General features: G+C 35.3%; 13 protein-coding genes. 3 read left to right on the top strand and 10 right to left on the bottom strand.

The genetic code is table 11. The annotated features are described in order from the left end of the window. Window positions 1-37: 37 nt before the first annotated feature. The 3 genes from purL to PBT89_RS09570 form a co-directional block, all read right to left on the bottom strand. Window positions 38-3,703: a phosphoribosylformylglycinamidine synthase gene (purL, locus tag PBT89_RS09580; protein ID WP_270061701.1), complete on the bottom strand. Its 3,666-nt coding sequence runs from the start codon at window positions 3,701-3,703 to the stop codon at window positions 38-40. Between the two features lie 167 nt (window positions 3,704-3,870). Beyond that, on the bottom strand, window positions 3,871-5,289 hold the full coding sequence (locus PBT89_RS09575; protein WP_270061700.1) for an endonuclease: 1,419 nt from the start codon (window positions 5,287-5,289) through the stop codon (window positions 3,871-3,873). A 256-nt stretch (window positions 5,290-5,545) separates the two neighbouring features. After that, window positions 5,546-6,760 carry an RsmB/NOP family class I SAM-dependent RNA methyltransferase gene (locus PBT89_RS09570; RefSeq protein WP_270061699.1) on the bottom strand — a complete coding sequence of 405 codons (1,215 nt, stop codon included), beginning with the start codon at window positions 6,758-6,760 and terminating at the stop codon, window positions 5,546-5,548. 83 nt (window positions 6,761-6,843) lie between these two features. Here PBT89_RS09570 and PBT89_RS09565 point away from each other — a divergent pair, with 83 nt between their 5' ends. Then, the gene (locus PBT89_RS09565) at window positions 6,844-7,920 is read left to right on the top strand and encodes a WD40/YVTN/BNR-like repeat-containing protein (protein WP_270061698.1); all 1,077 of its coding nucleotides are present in this window, start codon (window positions 6,844-6,846) and stop codon (window positions 7,918-7,920) included. Window positions 7,921-8,019: 99 nt separating this feature from the next. Here the strand turns inward: PBT89_RS09565 and PBT89_RS09560 are convergent, their stop codons facing one another. The 7 genes from PBT89_RS09560 to PBT89_RS09530 form a co-directional block, all read right to left on the bottom strand. Beyond that, window positions 8,020-8,466, bottom strand: a complete 447-nt coding sequence (locus PBT89_RS09560) for a hypothetical protein (protein WP_270061198.1) — start codon at window positions 8,464-8,466, stop codon at window positions 8,020-8,022. Window positions 8,467-8,471: 5 nt separating this feature from the next. Next, the gene (locus tag PBT89_RS09555; protein WP_270061697.1) at window positions 8,472-9,002 is read right to left on the bottom strand and encodes a hypothetical protein; all 531 of its coding nucleotides are present in this window, start codon (window positions 9,000-9,002) and stop codon (window positions 8,472-8,474) included. Window positions 9,003-9,034: 32 nt separating this feature from the next. After that, window positions 9,035-9,580 (bottom strand): RNA polymerase sigma factor, encoded by a 546-nt coding sequence (locus PBT89_RS09550; RefSeq protein WP_270061696.1) that lies wholly within the window; start codon window positions 9,578-9,580, stop codon window positions 9,035-9,037. A gap of 188 nt (window positions 9,581-9,768) precedes the next feature. Continuing rightward, window positions 9,769-11,598, bottom strand: a complete 1,830-nt coding sequence (locus PBT89_RS09545) for an ABC transporter ATP-binding protein (protein WP_270061695.1) — start codon at window positions 11,596-11,598, stop codon at window positions 9,769-9,771. Between the two features lie 15 nt (window positions 11,599-11,613). Further along, entirely contained in the window at window positions 11,614-13,344 is a 1,731-nt protein-coding gene (locus PBT89_RS09540) for a phospho-sugar mutase (RefSeq protein WP_270061694.1), read from the bottom strand. A gap of 68 nt (window positions 13,345-13,412) precedes the next feature. Then, window positions 13,413-14,372 (bottom strand): glycosyltransferase family 2 protein, encoded by a 960-nt coding sequence (locus PBT89_RS09535; protein WP_270061693.1) that lies wholly within the window; start codon window positions 14,370-14,372, stop codon window positions 13,413-13,415. Between the two features lie 13 nt (window positions 14,373-14,385). After that, window positions 14,386-14,925: a DUF4199 domain-containing protein gene (locus PBT89_RS09530; protein WP_270061692.1), complete on the bottom strand. Its 540-nt coding sequence runs from the start codon at window positions 14,923-14,925 to the stop codon at window positions 14,386-14,388. Window positions 14,926-15,071: 146 nt separating this feature from the next. Here PBT89_RS09530 and PBT89_RS09525 point away from each other — a divergent pair, with 146 nt between their 5' ends. Beyond that, complete coding sequence (locus PBT89_RS09525) at window positions 15,072-15,326, top strand: type B 50S ribosomal protein L31 (RefSeq protein ID WP_270061205.1); 255 nt, start codon at window positions 15,072-15,074, stop codon at window positions 15,324-15,326. Between the two features lie 184 nt (window positions 15,327-15,510). Continuing rightward, the gene (locus tag PBT89_RS09520; protein WP_270061691.1) at window positions 15,511-16,683 is read left to right on the top strand and encodes a GlmU family protein; all 1,173 of its coding nucleotides are present in this window, start codon (window positions 15,511-15,513) and stop codon (window positions 16,681-16,683) included. The last annotated feature ends 30 nt before the right edge of the window (window positions 16,684-16,713 follow it).

Below are 16,713 nucleotides of genomic sequence, written 5' to 3'. Positions count from 1 at the left end.
TTTTCAGCGGCTTTTTTATTTAGTAATAATCCTAAGATTATTTATTTTCTAACCATTTTTTAGCATTCTCAAATGCGCTAAGCCACGGCGTTACTTGATCGTTTTTTCTATCTTCAGGGTAATATGCCCAGTTCCAAGAAAATGTAGAACGTTCTAAATGCGGCATCATCACTAGGTGTCGACCAGAGTCGTCGGTTAGCATCGCGGTATTAAAGTCAGATCCGTTTGGATTGGCAGGATAGCCTTCAAAACCATATTTTCCAACGATATTATATTTAGATTCTTCATACGGGAAACTAAATTTACCTTCACCGTGAGCTGCCCAGATTCCTAATTTACTACCTGCAAGACTGCTAAGCATAACCGAATTGTTTTCAGCAATTTCTACGGAAGTAAAATTACATTCGAATTTATGCGAATCGTTATGCAACATTTTTGGTTTTTCTTGATGAGTCGGATTGATCAATCCTAACTCAATAAATAACTGGCAACCATTACAAACACCAAGCGATAATGTATCGTCTCTTTTGAAGAAATTGTCTAAAGCTGTTTTGGCTTTTTCGTTGTAAAGGAAAGCACCTGCCCAACCTTTAGCACTTCCTAAAACATCGGAATTGGAGAAACCTCCAACCGCTGCGATAAACTGAATATCTTCTAAAGTTTCACGACCGCTAATTAAATCGGTCATGTGTACATCCTTTACATCGAAACCGGCAAGGTGCATGGCACGCGCCATTTCTCGTTCAGAGTTTGATCCTTTTTCACGAATAATGGCTGCCTTAATTTTAGGCTTATTCGGATCGATTTCAGGAAGTTTTCCGGTAAAGTTCGCTGGGAATTTATAAGAAAGTGGCTGATTTTTATAGTTCTCAAAACGTTCTGCCGCTTTTTCTTTTCCGCTCTGCTTTTGGTCTAATAAAAATGAAGTTTTATACCAAACATCACGTAATTCAGCAACATCGAAATTCAATGTTTCCGAAGTGTTTTTTATAATCAGTTTACTGCTTTCAGAAACTTCACCAATCTTAAAGAATTCAATTCCGTTATCGGCTAAAACTTTTTCCGCAGCATCATCATTCGCCTGAAAAACAACCGAACTGTTTTCGTTGAATAACAGTTTTACAAGATCGCTTTCTCCTAATGCTGAAAGATCAATGTTTGCCCCCAGATTTTGATCGGCGAAACACATTTCTAAAAGCGTAGTGATTAATCCGCCTGAAGCCACATCGTGGCCGGCAGCGATCATATCATTTTTAATTAATCCCTGAAGGTTATAAAAAGCATCAGCGAATTTTTTATCATCTTTAATCGTAGGAACTTCATCACCAATTTTATTAAGAATCTGCGCAAAAGAAGAACCGCCTAATTTTAACGAATCTTGCGATAGATTGATATAATAAATTGAACCTGCGTTTTTCTTGAAAACCGGTTCTACAATTTTAGTAAGATCATCGCAATGTCCTGCAGCCGAAATAATTACTGTTCCCGGAGAAAGTACATCGCCATCTTTATATTTTTGCTTCATTGAAAGCGAATCTTTGCCCGTAGGGATGTTAATCCCCAAACTAATAGCAATATCAGATACCCCTTGTACCGCTTCGTACAAACGAGCATCTTCACCTTCATTATTACAAGGCCACATCCAGTTTGCAGATAGCGAAACAGATTTTAAACCTTTTTCTAGTGGCGCCCAAACAATGTTTGTAAGGGCTTCAGCAATTGAGTTTTTTGAACCTGCAACCGGATCTACCAAAGCCGAGATAGGAGAGTGGCCAATAGAAGTAGCAACGCCATCTTTCCCTTTATAATCTAACGCCATCACCCCAACATTGTTAAGAGGCAATTGTAGTGGCCCCGCAGTTTGCTGCTTGGCTACACGTCCGGAAACACAACGGTCAACTTTGTTGGTTAACCAATCTTTACAAGCTACCGCTTCTAATTGTAAAACCTGTTTTACATATTCCTGAATATTATCTGCGGAATATACTAGTTTTTCATATTGTCTGGAAACCGTTTTATCAGTCATTATGGTTTTTGGTGAACTTCCAAACATATCTGAAAGATCCAAATCCATAGGTTTATTACCGCTTTGTTTTCCTTCGAAAGTAAAGCGATGTGAACCGGTAACATCACCAACATTGTACATGGGTGAACGTTCTCTATCGGCAACACGTTTTAGGGCTTCAATATTTTTTTCTCCGATAACCAATCCCATACGTTCTTGAGATTCGTTACCAATAATTTCTTTTGCAGAAAGCGTAGGGTCTCCCACCGGTAGTTTATCTAAGTCGATATCTCCGCCGGTATCTTCTACCAATTCACTTAAGCAGTTTAAGTGACCACCGGCACCATGATCGTGAATAGAAACAATCGGGTTTTCTTCCGCTTCAACCATACCACGTACTGCATTGGCAGCACGTTTTTGCATTTCTGGGTTAGAACGTTGGATGGCATTTAATTCAATTCCGCTACTAAATTCTCCGGTATCAGCAGAAGAAACGGCAGCGCCACCCATCCCGATTCTATAATTTTCACCACCAAGAATAACGATTTTATCCCCTTTTTGTGGAATATCTTTTTGCGCTTGGCTTGCTTTGCCATACCCAACACCACCAGCTTGCATAATTACTTTATCGTAACCTAATTTACGGCCGTGTTCTTCATGCTCAAAAGTTAAAACAGAACCAACAATTAAGGGTTGTCCAAATTTATTACCAAAATCTGAAGCTCCGTTAGAGGCTTTAATTAAGATATCCATTGGCGTTTGGTACAACCATTTACGCTCGTTCATGGCTTTTTCCCAAGGTCGATTCTCTTCTAATCTCGAATACGAAGTCATGTAAACTGAGGTTCCTGCCAAAGGGAGTGAGCCTTTACCACCGGCTAGACGATCACGGATTTCACCACCACTTCCAGTCGCAGCACCGTTAAAAGGTTCTACCGTGGTTGGGAAATTATGTGTTTCCGCTTTTAGTGAGATTACAGAATCGTAATTTGTATTTTGATAGAAATCCGGCTTATCGGCAGATTTTGGTGCAAATTGCTCCACGTTTGGACCTTTTACAAAGGCGACGTTATCTTTATAAGCTGAAACAATTTCGTTTGGATTTTCTTCGGAAGTTTTTCGAATCAGCTTAAATAGTGATGAAGGTTTTTCTTCACCATCGATCACGAAAGTTCCGTTGAAGATTTTATGGCGACAATGTTCAGAATTTACCTGAGAAAATCCGAACACTTCAGAATCTGTTAATTTTCGACCTAATTTAGTAGCTAAGCCTTGTAAATAAGCTACTTCTTCGGTATTTAAAGCTAAACCTTCCTGTTGGTTATAAGCTTCAATATCTTCGATTTCCTGAATGGCTTCCGGCTGAATGTCAATTTTAAAAATATCCTGATTTAATTCAGCATATTTTTGAGAGAGCATAGGATCAAAATCGTTAAAATTTTCATCAATTTTATAGAACTCTTCGATTCTAATAATTCCATCGATGCCCATATTTTGGGTGATCTCTACCGCATTGGTGCTCCAGGGAGTGATCATTGCGGCACGTGGACCAACAAAAAAATCTGCCAAAGCAGATTCGTTATATTTTTGCGCGCCTCCAAAGAGCCAGTTTAATTTAGAAATATCTTCAGCTGTTGGCTGAGAGTGCATTTGCACGGCATAAACCTTGTTGGTTTGAGTTCCGAAGAATAGGATCATCCTAAAGAAGTTTTGTGTTGTTGTTGAAAGCGCAAATTTACTTTTTTAAACTGAATATTGAAACTTATTATCAGAAAGCTAAAATTGATTTTCTTTAATTTCAGAATATTTATTCTTTAAACTTAAAAAAGCTCCTTAAGGAGCTTTTTTAAGTTTCAGAGAACATTTTAGTAAGTTCCGATATTTTCTACATTGTTTTTGTCGAATGTTTCCCATTCGTCTTCATCATAAGTTGTAGCGGGTCCATCTACTGTAGACTTTCTTCTTAAAGTAACATCTTTACCAAAATCAACATCACCTGATACACCAATCATATCGATTAATGTTCCGTTATTAAATAAGCCAACAGGATCATCTCCATTAAAATCCATAGGAGCACCATTTTGGGTAATGTCAGCTTCATCTAATAATTGTTGTAGATCAGATTGGGCATTAATTATGACAAATACTTCGCCTGGCGAAAGAGAACCTGATAGTTGCAGTTCGTTACTCCATTCCCCGTTTCCGTTTACTTGCTTTTTAATACTAAAAGCAGTAAGATCGGCAGTTTCCTCAGACATATTTAAGATTTCGATGGCTTTATTGTTTCCGCCACCTTCAACATATTCAGAAAACATCAAGATTGCATTTTCGCTTCCTTCGTTATCGCCACCTGTATTGTCATCTTCCTCTTCATCATCATTTTCACTGTCTTCAGAATCGTCAGAATTATCGGTGTATTCTTCAGAGATAGGTCCGCTATAGTTGGTAGTCCATGTATTTACAGCTTCATCACCTCCCCAAATAACTGTTGCTAAATATGGATTGTCTATAAATGGATTACGGTTTCCTTGCGCTTCTTCAATTGCATTATTTTTCTGTACTTCTAATTCTGAAACAGGATCGGCAGCATTCCATTCTAAAAATAGATCTAAATTTCCAACTTTTTCGAAAGTTTGAGCGTAACGAATATTCATATACATTACTATTCTTGCGATATCACCTCTCCAATCGTCTCCAGGATACCAACTAGTACCCATAGAAGAGTAAGATCCATCACCTTCAGCAAAAGGATAGTTTCCTCTACTAGAATTAATGCCGATATCCGCAGGGTAGAAGTTGTGAAGATCAGATTCACCGGTTTCTACAGTTATTTTAGATCTAGGATAAATATGCTCGGTATTGAAAGTTTGCGTCGAATTATCGTTGTTTCCCGATTGATACTGATTTTTAGGTCTGCTTTCACCAGAGTATACTAGGATAACATTATCAGGGTTGTTTGGGTCTTCTGTAGCATTGTATAAATAGTCGTGACGTTGCCAGTACTCTAAAAAATTGGTATGCTTGTCTGAAGTAAGATTTACTAATTCTTCCTTTAATTCTTCTACAGTTACGTCAAAAGAAACTTCACTGTAATAATCAGCTAAGTTCTCAGAAATTGTAAAATCAAGATTTAGAATTTCATCTTCATTAGATTCTTCATCAGGATTAGAAGGTAATTCTGTCTCTTGATCTGGTTCTTGCGTAATAAAATCATCGTCTTCACTGCAGGCAGTAAAAGACATTAAAAATAAGCAAAGTAAAAAGTAATTAAATTTTGAAATCATTCTTTTGGATTTGAGTTTCGGTTTATAATCGTTTCAATCTCCCAGAGGGATTGGGGGCGCAAAAGTACTGAAGAAGTTTTGATTCCAATTTTAAGAAATTGTTACCAGTTTTTATTGTTAAAAATCGCAACTGAAAACCTGTTCGTTAGCCATTTTTATTTTGTTGAAATTATAAGAATTAGAGAAATAAAAAAAGCCTGAAAGATGCTAATAGCAACTTCAGGCGATTTTGAAATATTTTGGAAATCAATTTTATTTACTCACTTTTTTCCAGCAGCGCCATATAAAAACCATCATAACCAGTTTCTGAAGAAAGGATTTTTTGATCTTCAATCAATTTGAAATCTTTTCCTTCTTCTGAAGCTAAAAAGTCTTTTACCTGCATTTGATTTTCTGAAGGTAAAACCGAACAGGTTGCATAAACCATTCTACCACCATTTTTAACGATTTTGGAGTATTGGCGAATAATTTCCTGTTGCGTTTTACGAATACGGTCTAAAAACTCGGGTTCCAATTTCCATTTGGCATCTGGATTACGGCTCAAGACACCAAGACCGCTACAAGGTGCATCGATCAAAACTTTATCGGCTTTCCCATGAAGTTTTTTGATCACTTTATTCGTATCGATCGCACGGGTTTCAATATTATGGGCACCGGCACGTTTAGCACGACGTTTTAGTTCTTTTAATTTGTTTCCGTAGATATCTAAAGCAATAACCTGACCTTTATTTTCCATTAAAGCAGCCAGATGTAATGATTTTCCACCAGCACCAGCACAAGTATCTACCACACGATCGCCAGGTTGCACGCCAAGAAAATCGGCTACAAGTTGTGAAGACGCATCTTGAACTTCGAATAAACCTTTTTGAAAACTTTCGGTTTTAAAAATATTAGCGCGTTCTACCAATTGCAATGCGTCTGGATAATCTTTAAGATTTATGGTTTCGAAACCTTCTTCACTAAGTTTTTTCTTTAGTGCAGTTGCATCTGTTTTTAGTTTGTTGGCTCTAATAATAACTGGCGCCTGTTTATTTAGCGCACCAATTTCTTTTTCCCAGGTTTCTTCACCAAGTTCAGCAACACCAAGCTCGTCTAACCAATCTGGAATCGATTCTCTAAATTTTCTAATTTTACTAAGCGCATCGAAACGTCCCTTAATACGGCGTGTTGGTGTGTCTTCGATTTGTTTCCAATCGGGTAAGGTAATTCCTTTTAAAGTGGCCCAAACCGCGAATAGTCTAAATAGATTTTCTCTGGAAAAAGGTTCTTTAACTTCAGCAATTTCAGCATACAGGCGTTTCCATCTTACGATATCGTAAGTCGTTTCAGCAATAAAACTACGATCTCTGGCTCCCCAACGCTTATCTCGTTTTAGAGTCTTTTCGATCACCTTATCGGCATATTGGCCTTCGTTAAAAATTTCTTTTAGGGCATCTATAGTTGCAAAAACTAAATTTCTATGTAAACGCATTGCTAAAATTTAAGGGCACAAAGGTAATCTTTTTTATTGCCGAAACATTTATATTTGGAGGAAATCCACCAAAAACCAACCAAATGAAGAAAGTCTGGATGATGGCTTTATTAGCTTTCGCTGCCTGTAAAAATGATACTAAATCAACTGAAAAAAGTTTAAACGAAAAAAAAGAAATAAGTGCTCATGATACTTTTGAGAGTTTAAAAATCGAGCCTATTTTAGAAAATGATTCTTTAAGTATAAGGGCAATCGAAGTTATTGGGAATAATCTGGCTTTTGCAGCAAATAATGGGACTTACGGTCTATATAATTCTGCCACAGGTAACTGGAAGTTATCTCAGCAAAAATATGATTCTTTAATGCCAGAATTTAGAGCAGTAGCCAGTACAAGTACAGATTTTTTTATGCTGAGTGTTGCTAATCCGGCGCTGCTTTATAAAACCGGTGATGACGGTAAGATGAAGTTAGTTTATAAAGAAGAGAACGAAAAAGTGTTTTATGATGCCATTGCTTTTTGGAATGATAAGGAAGGAATGGCCATGGGCGATCCCACTGAAGATTGCCTGTCTGTCATTGTAACTAGAGATGGTGGTAATTCCTGGGAAAAAATTGAATGTGAGAAACTTCCAAAAGCGGCTGAAGGCGAAGCGGCATTTGCAGCTAGTAACTCTAATATTGCAATAGAAGGCGATCATGTTTGGATCTTAAGTGGCGGAATGAAATCACGAGTTTTCCACTCTGCCGACAATGGAAAAACATGGGAAGTTGCAGATACTCCGCTTAAACAAGGAAAACCAACTTTGGGCGGTTATAGCATGGATTTTTATGATACTAAAAACGGAATAATCATTGGCGGAAATTACGAAGATCCAGATGGAAACACCGGAAACAAAGCCATCACAAAAGACGGCGGGAAAACATGGAATCTTATTGCTGACGGTGAAGAACCAAATTATAAAAGTAGTGTGCGCTATGTGCCAAATAGAAACGGAAAAGAAATTGTAGCAACTGGTTTTACAGGAATTTCTTATTCTAAAGATGCGGGAGAAACCTGGAAAAAGTTAAGCGATGAAGGTTTTTATACTATTCGGTTTTTAAACGATTCGACTGCTTTTGCGGCTGGATCTAAACGAATTGCGAAAATTTATTTTCAATAATAATTGTTTAACTGACTAAAAAAAGAATTCCGGAGAACAAATGAATGTTAACCGGAATTCTTACTACTAACTAACCAAAAAACTAAATTATAAAAACTTTTATTCTTCGTTATTTTTTCGCTCTTTTTCTTTACGGGCGCGATATTCTTTTATCAATTTTCTATGGAAATCTTCTTCAAGCTGATGAAGCTTTACGATTTCTTGTGCAGAAAGAATAGACTTTAAATCCTGATAATACTTTTTCTTAAGTTCGTAATCTTGCTTTTCAATTTCAATTAATTCATCAATAACCTCCTGCGCTTTATCTTCAGCCATACAATCTACATTCTCTATATCTCGATGTTCCCTTCGAAATAATGCTCTACGTTTCTCATCATATTTATCGTAGATAGGCCAAAATTTTTGCGCTGTTTTATTACTAAAATTTAATTCCTGAGTTATAAAAGCAGTTTTTAAAGATTTAATTCGTTCTTTCTCGTTATCATCCTGTGCTTGTGCTGTTGCAAAGCCTAAGATCAATAAGAGTATTAATGCAATCTTTCTCATAGCAATTATTCTAAAATATAAGAGGGATCTTCAACATTTTCATCAATGTATTGAAATACAGCATCGCTATTCATTGCAGCAAAATCTGATTCTTCTACAATGTACCCATCTTCAAAGATCATATTAGAAAATTCAGTATCCGATAAATCAACGTATCCATCATCAATATAATCTTCGATAGCCGAAAGTTCTACATCATCCCAACTAGCAGATTGCTCGTTTCCTAATTTAAAAAACGTGGTGTATAAAACAACAAAAATAGCGGCGATAGCAGCGGCATAATAAAGTGTTTTTCTAAAATTTACTTTAATTAATTTTGGTTGTTTCGGTTCGATTTTTTCAACCAAACGATCTTCAAGACCATCAAAGTAAGCTTCAGGAACTTTAAATCCTGTCTCTACCGGTAATTCTATTTCTTGTATCTGCTTTCCTTCATTTAAGACCGTATCAAATAGCTGCTCCTCTAGATTTTCAAAATATCCAGAAGGCACTTTAAAGCCAGAGGCGCCACGATATGGTATTTTCTCTTCCTTCATTTGATTATTTGACTTTTAAAAATCAAAAAGGTTTAATTTGTTTTTAAAAATTCTTCAATTTTTTTTACAGCAATATGATAAGAAGCTTTAAGAGCACCTTCACTGGTTTCCAAAATTTCTGCCATTTCCCTATACTTCAATTCTTCAAAATATTTCATCGTAAAGACCTGTTGCTGTTTTTTGGGTAAACTAGCTATAGCTTTTTGAAGTTTTAGCTGAATCGCGGTTCCTTCAAAATAAACATCGCTTTCAAGATTATTAATTATAGCATCCTGAAGCTCGTCTGAAGAAATTTGTTGAAGTTTCGCTTTTTTATTTAAGAATGTAATCGATTCGTTTGTGGCAATTCGGTACATCCAGGAAAATAATTTACTATCTCCTTTAAATTGATCGATATTTCTGAAAACTTTTATGAAGGTATTCTGAAGTACATCATGAGAATCATCATGATCTTTAACCATATTTCTAATATGCCAATACAAACGCTCCTTATATTGAGATACAAGTTTCCTAAAAGCTTCCTGAGAAGTTTTTTTATCTTTTAATTGATGTATAAGTAAATCTTCGGCTTTTTCCAAGGGAAAAAATTTAGTTTACAATCCCTTTAAGATGATTTAGCTAAAATATAGAAAACTTTAAAGCTGGCTAATTATTGCATTATAATTTTACTTAGACTGCTAGATTCTAATTGATTTTTGCTCTGAAAAATTAAAATCTTGATGATTAATCGAAGATAAAGGGAAAGGAAATTTTAATTTAAAGTTTTCTACGCAAAAGATTGCATTTCGACCAGTTTTTGATAGGTTCCTTTCTTAGCCAATAATTCTTCGTGTTTTCCTTGTTCTACGATTTGACCGCGCTGCATTACAATAATATTATCGGCATTTTGAATAGTGCTTAAGCGATGAGCAATAACTACGGAAGTTCTATTACGCATCATATTTTCTAAAGCCTGCTGAACTAGTTTTTCACTTTGGGTATCTAAAGCAGAAGTAGCTTCATCTAAAATCATAATCGGCGGATTTTTAAGCACTGCTCTCGCTATAGAAAGCCTTTGTTTTTGCCCGCCACTTAATTTATTACCAGAATCTCCAATATTGGTATCCAGGCCTTGTGGCATTTTTGAAATAAACTCCCAGGCATTTGCTATTTTTAGTGCGCTGATAATTTCCTCTTCTGTAGCATTGTCTTTTCCCAAAGCTACATTGTTACGGATGGTATCGTTAAATAAAATAGAATCCTGAGTTACCAGTCCCATTAAATTTCTTAGTGAATGTTTCGAGATTTCACGAATATCATAACCATCCACTTTAATGTTACCTTCATTAACATCATAGAAACGAGTAATTAAATTAGCGATAGTGGATTTCCCACTCCCAGATTGTCCAACAAGAGCAATAGTGTGTCCTTTGGGAACACTCATGCTGAAATTCTTTAAAACAAGTTCTTTTTCGTACTTAAAATTGATATTGTTTACTTCTATTCTAGAATCAAAACTTTCTTTTTTGATCGCATTTGGCGCATCTTTTAAGTTAGTTTCAGTTTCTATAATCTCCAAAATACGCTCTGCACTGGCGTTTCCTTTTTGTACGCTATAAGTTGCTTTAGAAATTGCTTTTGCAGGAGTAAGGATATTATAGGTTAAAACCAGAAAACCAATAAAAGTTGCAGCATCCATAGTTTGATCGATCAAAACCATTTTACCACCAAACCAAAGCACAACCGTGATCACCATAACTCCCAGAAATTCACTCATAGGTGAAGCTAAATTTTGGCGGTGAAGAAGTGCATTTAGAATATTATTTAATCTATTGGTACTTTCGTGAAATTTCAATTTAAACTTTCCTTCAGCATTAAAACCTTTTATAATTTTTAGGCTGGAAAGTGTTTCTTCAACAATCGATAAAAAATGCGCATTTTCTTGTTGAGCGCTGGTTGACTTTGCTTTGAGCTTTTTCCCAATAGAAGAAATAATTAATCCAGAAATAGGTAAGAAAATAAGCACAAAAAGTGTGAGTTCCCAACTAATAATTAGCATTCCTATTAATGTAAAGAGCAATGTTAGGGGCTCTTTTACAAACATTTCTAACATACTAAGAAAAGAAGACTGAATTTCCTGTACATCGCTCGTAATTCTAGAGATAGTATCTCCTTTACGTTTTTCAGAAAAAAAAGAAATAGGAAGTTCTGTAATCTTATCGTAAATGCGATTACGTATATCACGTAACATTCCGTTTCTTAATGAGGCGATAAAGTACATCGCCATATAATTAAATAGGTTTTTGATAAAAAATAGAATAATTATCAAAATACAGATAGTAATAAGGGCAGAAATCTGCCCATATTGTTCTATCCTTTGGTTTAAAAAAAAGTTCGCATACGTTTCAGCAAAATCTTTTAATGTTCCCCAATTGCCATCCCAAATTGGTTTTTCAGTTACGGGATCATTTACTTGAAATAGCACTTGCAGCATCGGTATAAATGCCAAAAATGATAAGGTGCTAAATAGTGCATAAAAAACATTACTAATAATATTCAGAATTGCGTAACGCTTATATGGTTTCGCAAACTGAAGAACTTTTTTTAAATAACTCATAAAATTTCAAAGGTCTTACCCCAGTTGTAATTCAGCTTTAATTCGGCTGATCTTATCTTTTAATTCCTGATTCTTTTCTTCAAAATCACTCACGCTATCTAAAGAAGTATTTACGCTGAAATAGAATTTAATTTTAGGCTCAGTTCCACTTGGTCGTGCCGCAATTTTAGTTCCGTTCTCAGTGTAATAAATAAGTACATTAGATTTTGGTATACTGATTTCACTTTCGGTATGGTCGTTTTGGTTTTTCGCAATAGAAGATTGATAATCCTCAACTAAAACCACTTTTTCTCCATCAATAGTTTCCCAAGGTTTTTCTCTTAGGTCGATAAGCATTTGTTTGATTTCCTGCTCACCTGATATTCCTTTTTTAACCAAAGAAATTAATTCTTCTTTATACAAACCGTAAGTAGTATAAAGTTCTAATAGCTTTTTGTAGAACGAGCTTCCCTGAGCTTTTAGAAATGCTGAAATTTCGCAAGCAAGTAGGGTAGAGGTTACTGCATCTTTATCACGTACAAAATCTCCAACCATATAACCAAAGCTTTCTTCGCCACCGCCAATAAAATCTAATTCTGGATGATCTTTAATAAGTTTTGCGATCCATTTAAAGCCGGTTAACACTTCTTTATATTCTACGCCGTAAGCTTCAGATAAATTCTTAAGCATTGGTGTCGAAACGATGGTAGAGGCAATAAACTCATTACCATCCATTTTATCTGCTTTCTTCCATTGCTCTAATAGGAACCAGGACATCACTAACATGGTTTGGTTTCCGTTTAAAAGCTCTAGTTTATTTTCGTTATTTCTAACTGCAATTCCAAGTCTGTCGCAATCTGGATCTGTTCCTATCACGATATCAGCTCCTTTTTCTTCAGCAATATCCAAAGCCATTTTTAAAGCTTCCGGCTCCTCTGGATTCGGTGATTTTACCGTAGGAAAATTCCCGTCTGGTTCTCTTTGCTCTTCAACTATAGTAACATTAGTAAAACCAGCTTTTTCTAATACCGGCGGAACCATGGTAATCGAAGTACCGTGTAAAGAAGTAAAAACAACACCAAGATCTGCTTTAGCTTCAGCAGAAGTATTAAAACTTCCATTAGCTACGGAAGCTTCAATAAAGGCTTCATCTACATCTTTATCGATTTTATGAATCAAATCGCTTTTAGCATCAAAGCTAATCGCTTCGTACTCCAAACCATTAATTTCTTCAACTAAATCTTTATCTTGAGGCGGAACCAATTGGCCACCATCTTGCCAGTAAACCTTATAGCCATTATATTCTGGCGGGTTATGGCTAGCGGTTAAAACAATTCCGCAGTGGCAATCTAAATGCTTAACAGCAAAAGATAATTCTGGTGTAGGGCGCAAATCTGAAAATAAAAAAACTTCAATATCATTTGCAGAAAAGACATCGGCAACAACCTGTGCCAGTTCTTTACTATTGTTTCTACAATCGTAAGCAATTGCCACTTTTAGTGCCTCGCCTGAAAATTCTCTTTTAAGATAATTAGAAAGCCCTTGTGTGTTTTTTCCTAATGTATATTTATTGATTCTATTAGTACCAACGCCCATCACTCCGCGCATCCCTCCTGTACCAAAAGCTGCATTTTTATAAAAACTATCTTCTAACTCAGAAGGGTTGTTTTCTATAAGTTCATTGATTTCTTTTTTGGTATCTTCATCAAATACATCGGTAAGCCAGGTTTGGGCTTTCGCTAAAATTTCAGGTTTTACTTGTGACATAATTTTGGTTTTAGTTTTAGTAGTTCACACAAAATAGATTTCAAAAATAATATATTCTGTATTCAAACTTAATAATTCTCGGTAGTTTTAGTAATAAGATAACGTTCTTTGTCGCGCTTGCTTCTTAAGATGAGTTCTCCTACAAAGCCCGCAAGAAATAATTGCGAACCTATAATCATCACGGTAAGTGCAATGTAGAACCAAGGATTTAAGGCGACAAGGGTATTAGGCACGCCATGATACATTTTGTATAGTTTGGAGAATCCTACAAATCCAGCCGTAAAAAATCCTATGATAAACATCAAAACTCCCAGCGAACCGAATAAATGCATGGGTCTACGACCAAATTTAGATAAAAACCAAATGGTTAATAAGTCCAAGAAACCAAAAATAAAGCGTTCTGGGCCAAATTTAGTTTTGCCATATTTTCTTGCCTGGTGTTTTACTTCTTTTTCAGTTATTCTATAAAATCCGGCGTTTTTAGCTAAAACAGGGATATAGCGATGCATCTCTCCATACACATCTATATTTTTTATTACATCTTTTTTGTATGCTTTTAAACCACAATTAAAATCGTGTAATTTTAATCCTGAAGTTTTTCTTGCAGCCGCATTAAATAATTTTGAAGGCAAATTTTTAGCCAAAACCGAGTCGTATCGTTTCTTTTTCCAGCCGGAAACGAGCTCGTACCCATCTTTAGTTATTTTTGAGTATAACTCGGGAATTTCGTCTGGATTGTCCTGAAGATCGGCATCCATGGTGATTATCACATCACCTTCGGCTTTTAAAAATCCGGCGTGCAAAGCCTGAGATTTGCCATAATTGCGATTAAATTTTATGCCTTTAACCGCTTTGTCATTTTCAGCAATGGCAGCAATGGTCTTCCAGGAACCATCGGTACTGCCATCGTCAATAAAAATGATCTCATAAGAAAAGGAATTGGATCGCATTACTTTTGCGATCCAATTATATAATTCTGCTAAAGATTGCTCTTCGTTAAGAAGAGGTATTACTACGGAAATCTGCATTTAATTTTATTTTCTAATAAGCCTGAGGATCTTTTTTTCTGAAAATTAAAGCCAGAATAAGACCTATTACTGCCCAAAATGCTAATTGAAATATATACGTTTTAAGTTGATTGAGAATTGTAAATTGATTGCTGTTCATAATTTCTGCCACAGCTTTTGCTATTTCAGCTTCCGGAAGACCAAATCCTTCCATCATGTTTTTAGTCATTTCAGCAGTTAATTCGACAACTGTCTGGGCTGCTTCAGGATCTACAAAGTTAAAGATAATTATAGATACTAATGTACTTATTAATAAACCTATTGCAACTGGTATAAAGGCGGCAATAAATGCATCTTTAAAAGAAAATGCAGGATTAGCAACAGCTTTTCTTGTTTTAATTTCTGAAATTACTAAGAATACAATGATAATTATGAAATTAAAAACACCAAGGTACCAACTCGTAAAAAGTTCTAAATTAAATGCATAAGCTAAAACAGTAATTAGTGAGAGTACAATTCCTAAATAAATTCCGAACGGAGCGGCAACCGATTTAACTGAAGTAGTGTTTTCCATTTTTTGATTAATTTTGTTGTTTATCGGTTAGTAAGCAAATATAGTAATTCGTTACAAAGCTGTTAAATAAAAAATAATTTAAATTATAATTGGATTTATAAACAAATTGGTTAAATTTGCACCCTGAAAAATAAAAGATCAAAGCGATGAAACAAGGAATCCATCCAGAAAATTATAGATTGGTAGCATTTAAAGATATGTCTAACGATGATGTATTCATTACAAAATCTACCGCAAAGACAAAAGAAACTATCGAGGTAGAAGGTGCTGAATATCCATTAATCAAATTGGAAATTTCTAGAACTTCTCATCCTTATTATACTGGGCAGACTAAACTTGTGGATAGTGCTGGTAGAATTGATAAATTCAAAAACAAATACGCAAAATTCAAGAAGAAATAATTTTCTCGAATTTGAAAAATATATTAAGGCTGCATTTTTTGCAGCCTTTTTTGTTTCTAATAATTTTAGTTTGACATCTTAAGGCAAAAAACTAGTCTAGAAATAGCTATTTTAAATTGATTTTAACTTCAATTTCTTTAATCTTTCGCATTTCGCTTTAACTTTATAAAAATTTTGTGCGGAAATGAATTATATACTTTTTGATGGTTCGGTGAGAAACCAGTTGCTTCCATTTACCTTTACAAGACCTGTAGCCGATATTCGTTTTGGTATTTTGACCATGCGAGAGCGTTGGGAATATATTTTAGGTTATACCACTTCAACCATTACTGAAGATTATTTGAGTGAAAAATGGCCTTTAGTAGAATTTGAGGAAAATATAATGATCAATTCGGCTTATTTTCCTTCTGCGGAATTTATTCAGCAAATTAAAAATTTAAATAAAAAGGAAGCAATTTTTGATGGCGAAGAAATCGTTGCTTTTTATACTGAAGAGGATCAGGAAGTCGATTTTTCAGCATATAAACAATTGGAAATTAAGGGTGATGTCTTAAAATTAGAGCATACCTGGGATATATTTTCGAAAAACGGAAAAGCCATCAAATTTGATTTTCAATTAATTACAGAAGATCGCGAATCTCAGCCTATAGATTCTTCAAATTATGTAAAAAACGCTGAAAATGTTTTTATAGAAGAAGGTGCGGTAGTAGAAAATTGTTCACTAAACGCCAGTTCTGGTCCAATTTATATTGGTAAAGATGCATTGGTGATGGAAGGCTGTTTTTTTAGAGGACCTATAGCTATTGGCGAAGAAGCCATTGTAAAAATGGGAGCTAAGATCTACGGAGCAACAACGATTGGCCCTGGAAGTAGAGCAGGAGGAGAAATCAATAATTCTGTATTATTTCAAAATTCAAATAAAGGTCACGAAGGTTATTTAGGAAATTCGGTCTTAGGGGAATGGTGTAATTTGGGTGCAGATACTAATAACTCAAACCTTAAAAATAATTATGCTGAAGTCCGTTTATGGGATTACGAAACTGAAGGATTTGCGAAAACCGGACTCCAATTTTGTGGTTTAATGATGGGCGATCATAGTAAATGTGGCATTAATTCCATGTTTAATACCGGTACTGTGGTTGGTGTGAGTTGTAATATCTTCGGAACTGGATATCCACGGAATTTTATCCCAAGTTTTAGTTGGGGTGGAAGCGCTGGAATGACAACCTATCAAACGAAAAAGGTTTTTGAAGTTGCCAGGCTTGTTTTAGAACGCCGTAAAATGGAATTCACCGAGCAGGATGAAGCAATTTTAGAACATGTTTTTGAGGAAACATTAAAGTATCGTAGGTATTAGATTAAATCATAGATCGCTACGCTTTTAGAT

Origin of the sequence: Zunongwangia sp. HRR-M8, assembly GCF_027594405.1 — a bacterium.
Lineage (GTDB): Bacteria > Bacteroidota > Bacteroidia > Flavobacteriales > Flavobacteriaceae > Zunongwangia.
This window is presented reverse-complemented; position numbering and strand designations above follow the sequence as displayed.

What these genes read in the sequence shown, in the direction of transcription:
- PBT89_RS09540 (WP_270061694.1), bottom strand. Translation starts at nt 13,344, where the DNA reads ATGTCACAAGTAAAACCTGAAATTTTAGCGAAAGCCCAAACCTGGCTT.
- PBT89_RS09530 (WP_270061692.1), bottom strand. Translation starts at nt 14,925, where the DNA reads ATGGAAAACACTACTTCAGTTAAATCGGTTGCCGCTCCGTTCGGAATT.
- PBT89_RS09555 (WP_270061697.1), bottom strand. Translation starts at nt 9,002, where the DNA reads ATGAAGGAAGAGAAAATACCATATCGTGGCGCCTCTGGCTTTAAAGTG.
- PBT89_RS09560 (WP_270061198.1), bottom strand. Translation starts at nt 8,466, where the DNA reads ATGAGAAAGATTGCATTAATACTCTTATTGATCTTAGGCTTTGCAACA.
- PBT89_RS09535 (WP_270061693.1), bottom strand. Translation starts at nt 14,372, where the DNA reads ATGCAGATTTCCGTAGTAATACCTCTTCTTAACGAAGAGCAATCTTTA.
- PBT89_RS09525 (WP_270061205.1), top strand. Translation starts at nt 15,072, where the DNA reads ATGAAACAAGGAATCCATCCAGAAAATTATAGATTGGTAGCATTTAAA.
- purL (WP_270061701.1), bottom strand. Translation starts at nt 3,703, where the DNA reads ATGATCCTATTCTTCGGAACTCAAACCAACAAGGTTTATGCCGTGCAA.
- PBT89_RS09520 (WP_270061691.1), top strand. Translation starts at nt 15,511, where the DNA reads ATGAATTATATACTTTTTGATGGTTCGGTGAGAAACCAGTTGCTTCCA.
- PBT89_RS09545 (WP_270061695.1), bottom strand. Translation starts at nt 11,598, where the DNA reads ATGAGTTATTTAAAAAAAGTTCTTCAGTTTGCGAAACCATATAAGCGT.
- PBT89_RS09565 (WP_270061698.1), top strand. Translation starts at nt 6,844, where the DNA reads ATGAAGAAAGTCTGGATGATGGCTTTATTAGCTTTCGCTGCCTGTAAA.
- PBT89_RS09570 (WP_270061699.1), bottom strand. Translation starts at nt 6,760, where the DNA reads ATGCGTTTACATAGAAATTTAGTTTTTGCAACTATAGATGCCCTAAAA.
- PBT89_RS09575 (WP_270061700.1), bottom strand. Translation starts at nt 5,289, where the DNA reads ATGATTTCAAAATTTAATTACTTTTTACTTTGCTTATTTTTAATGTCT.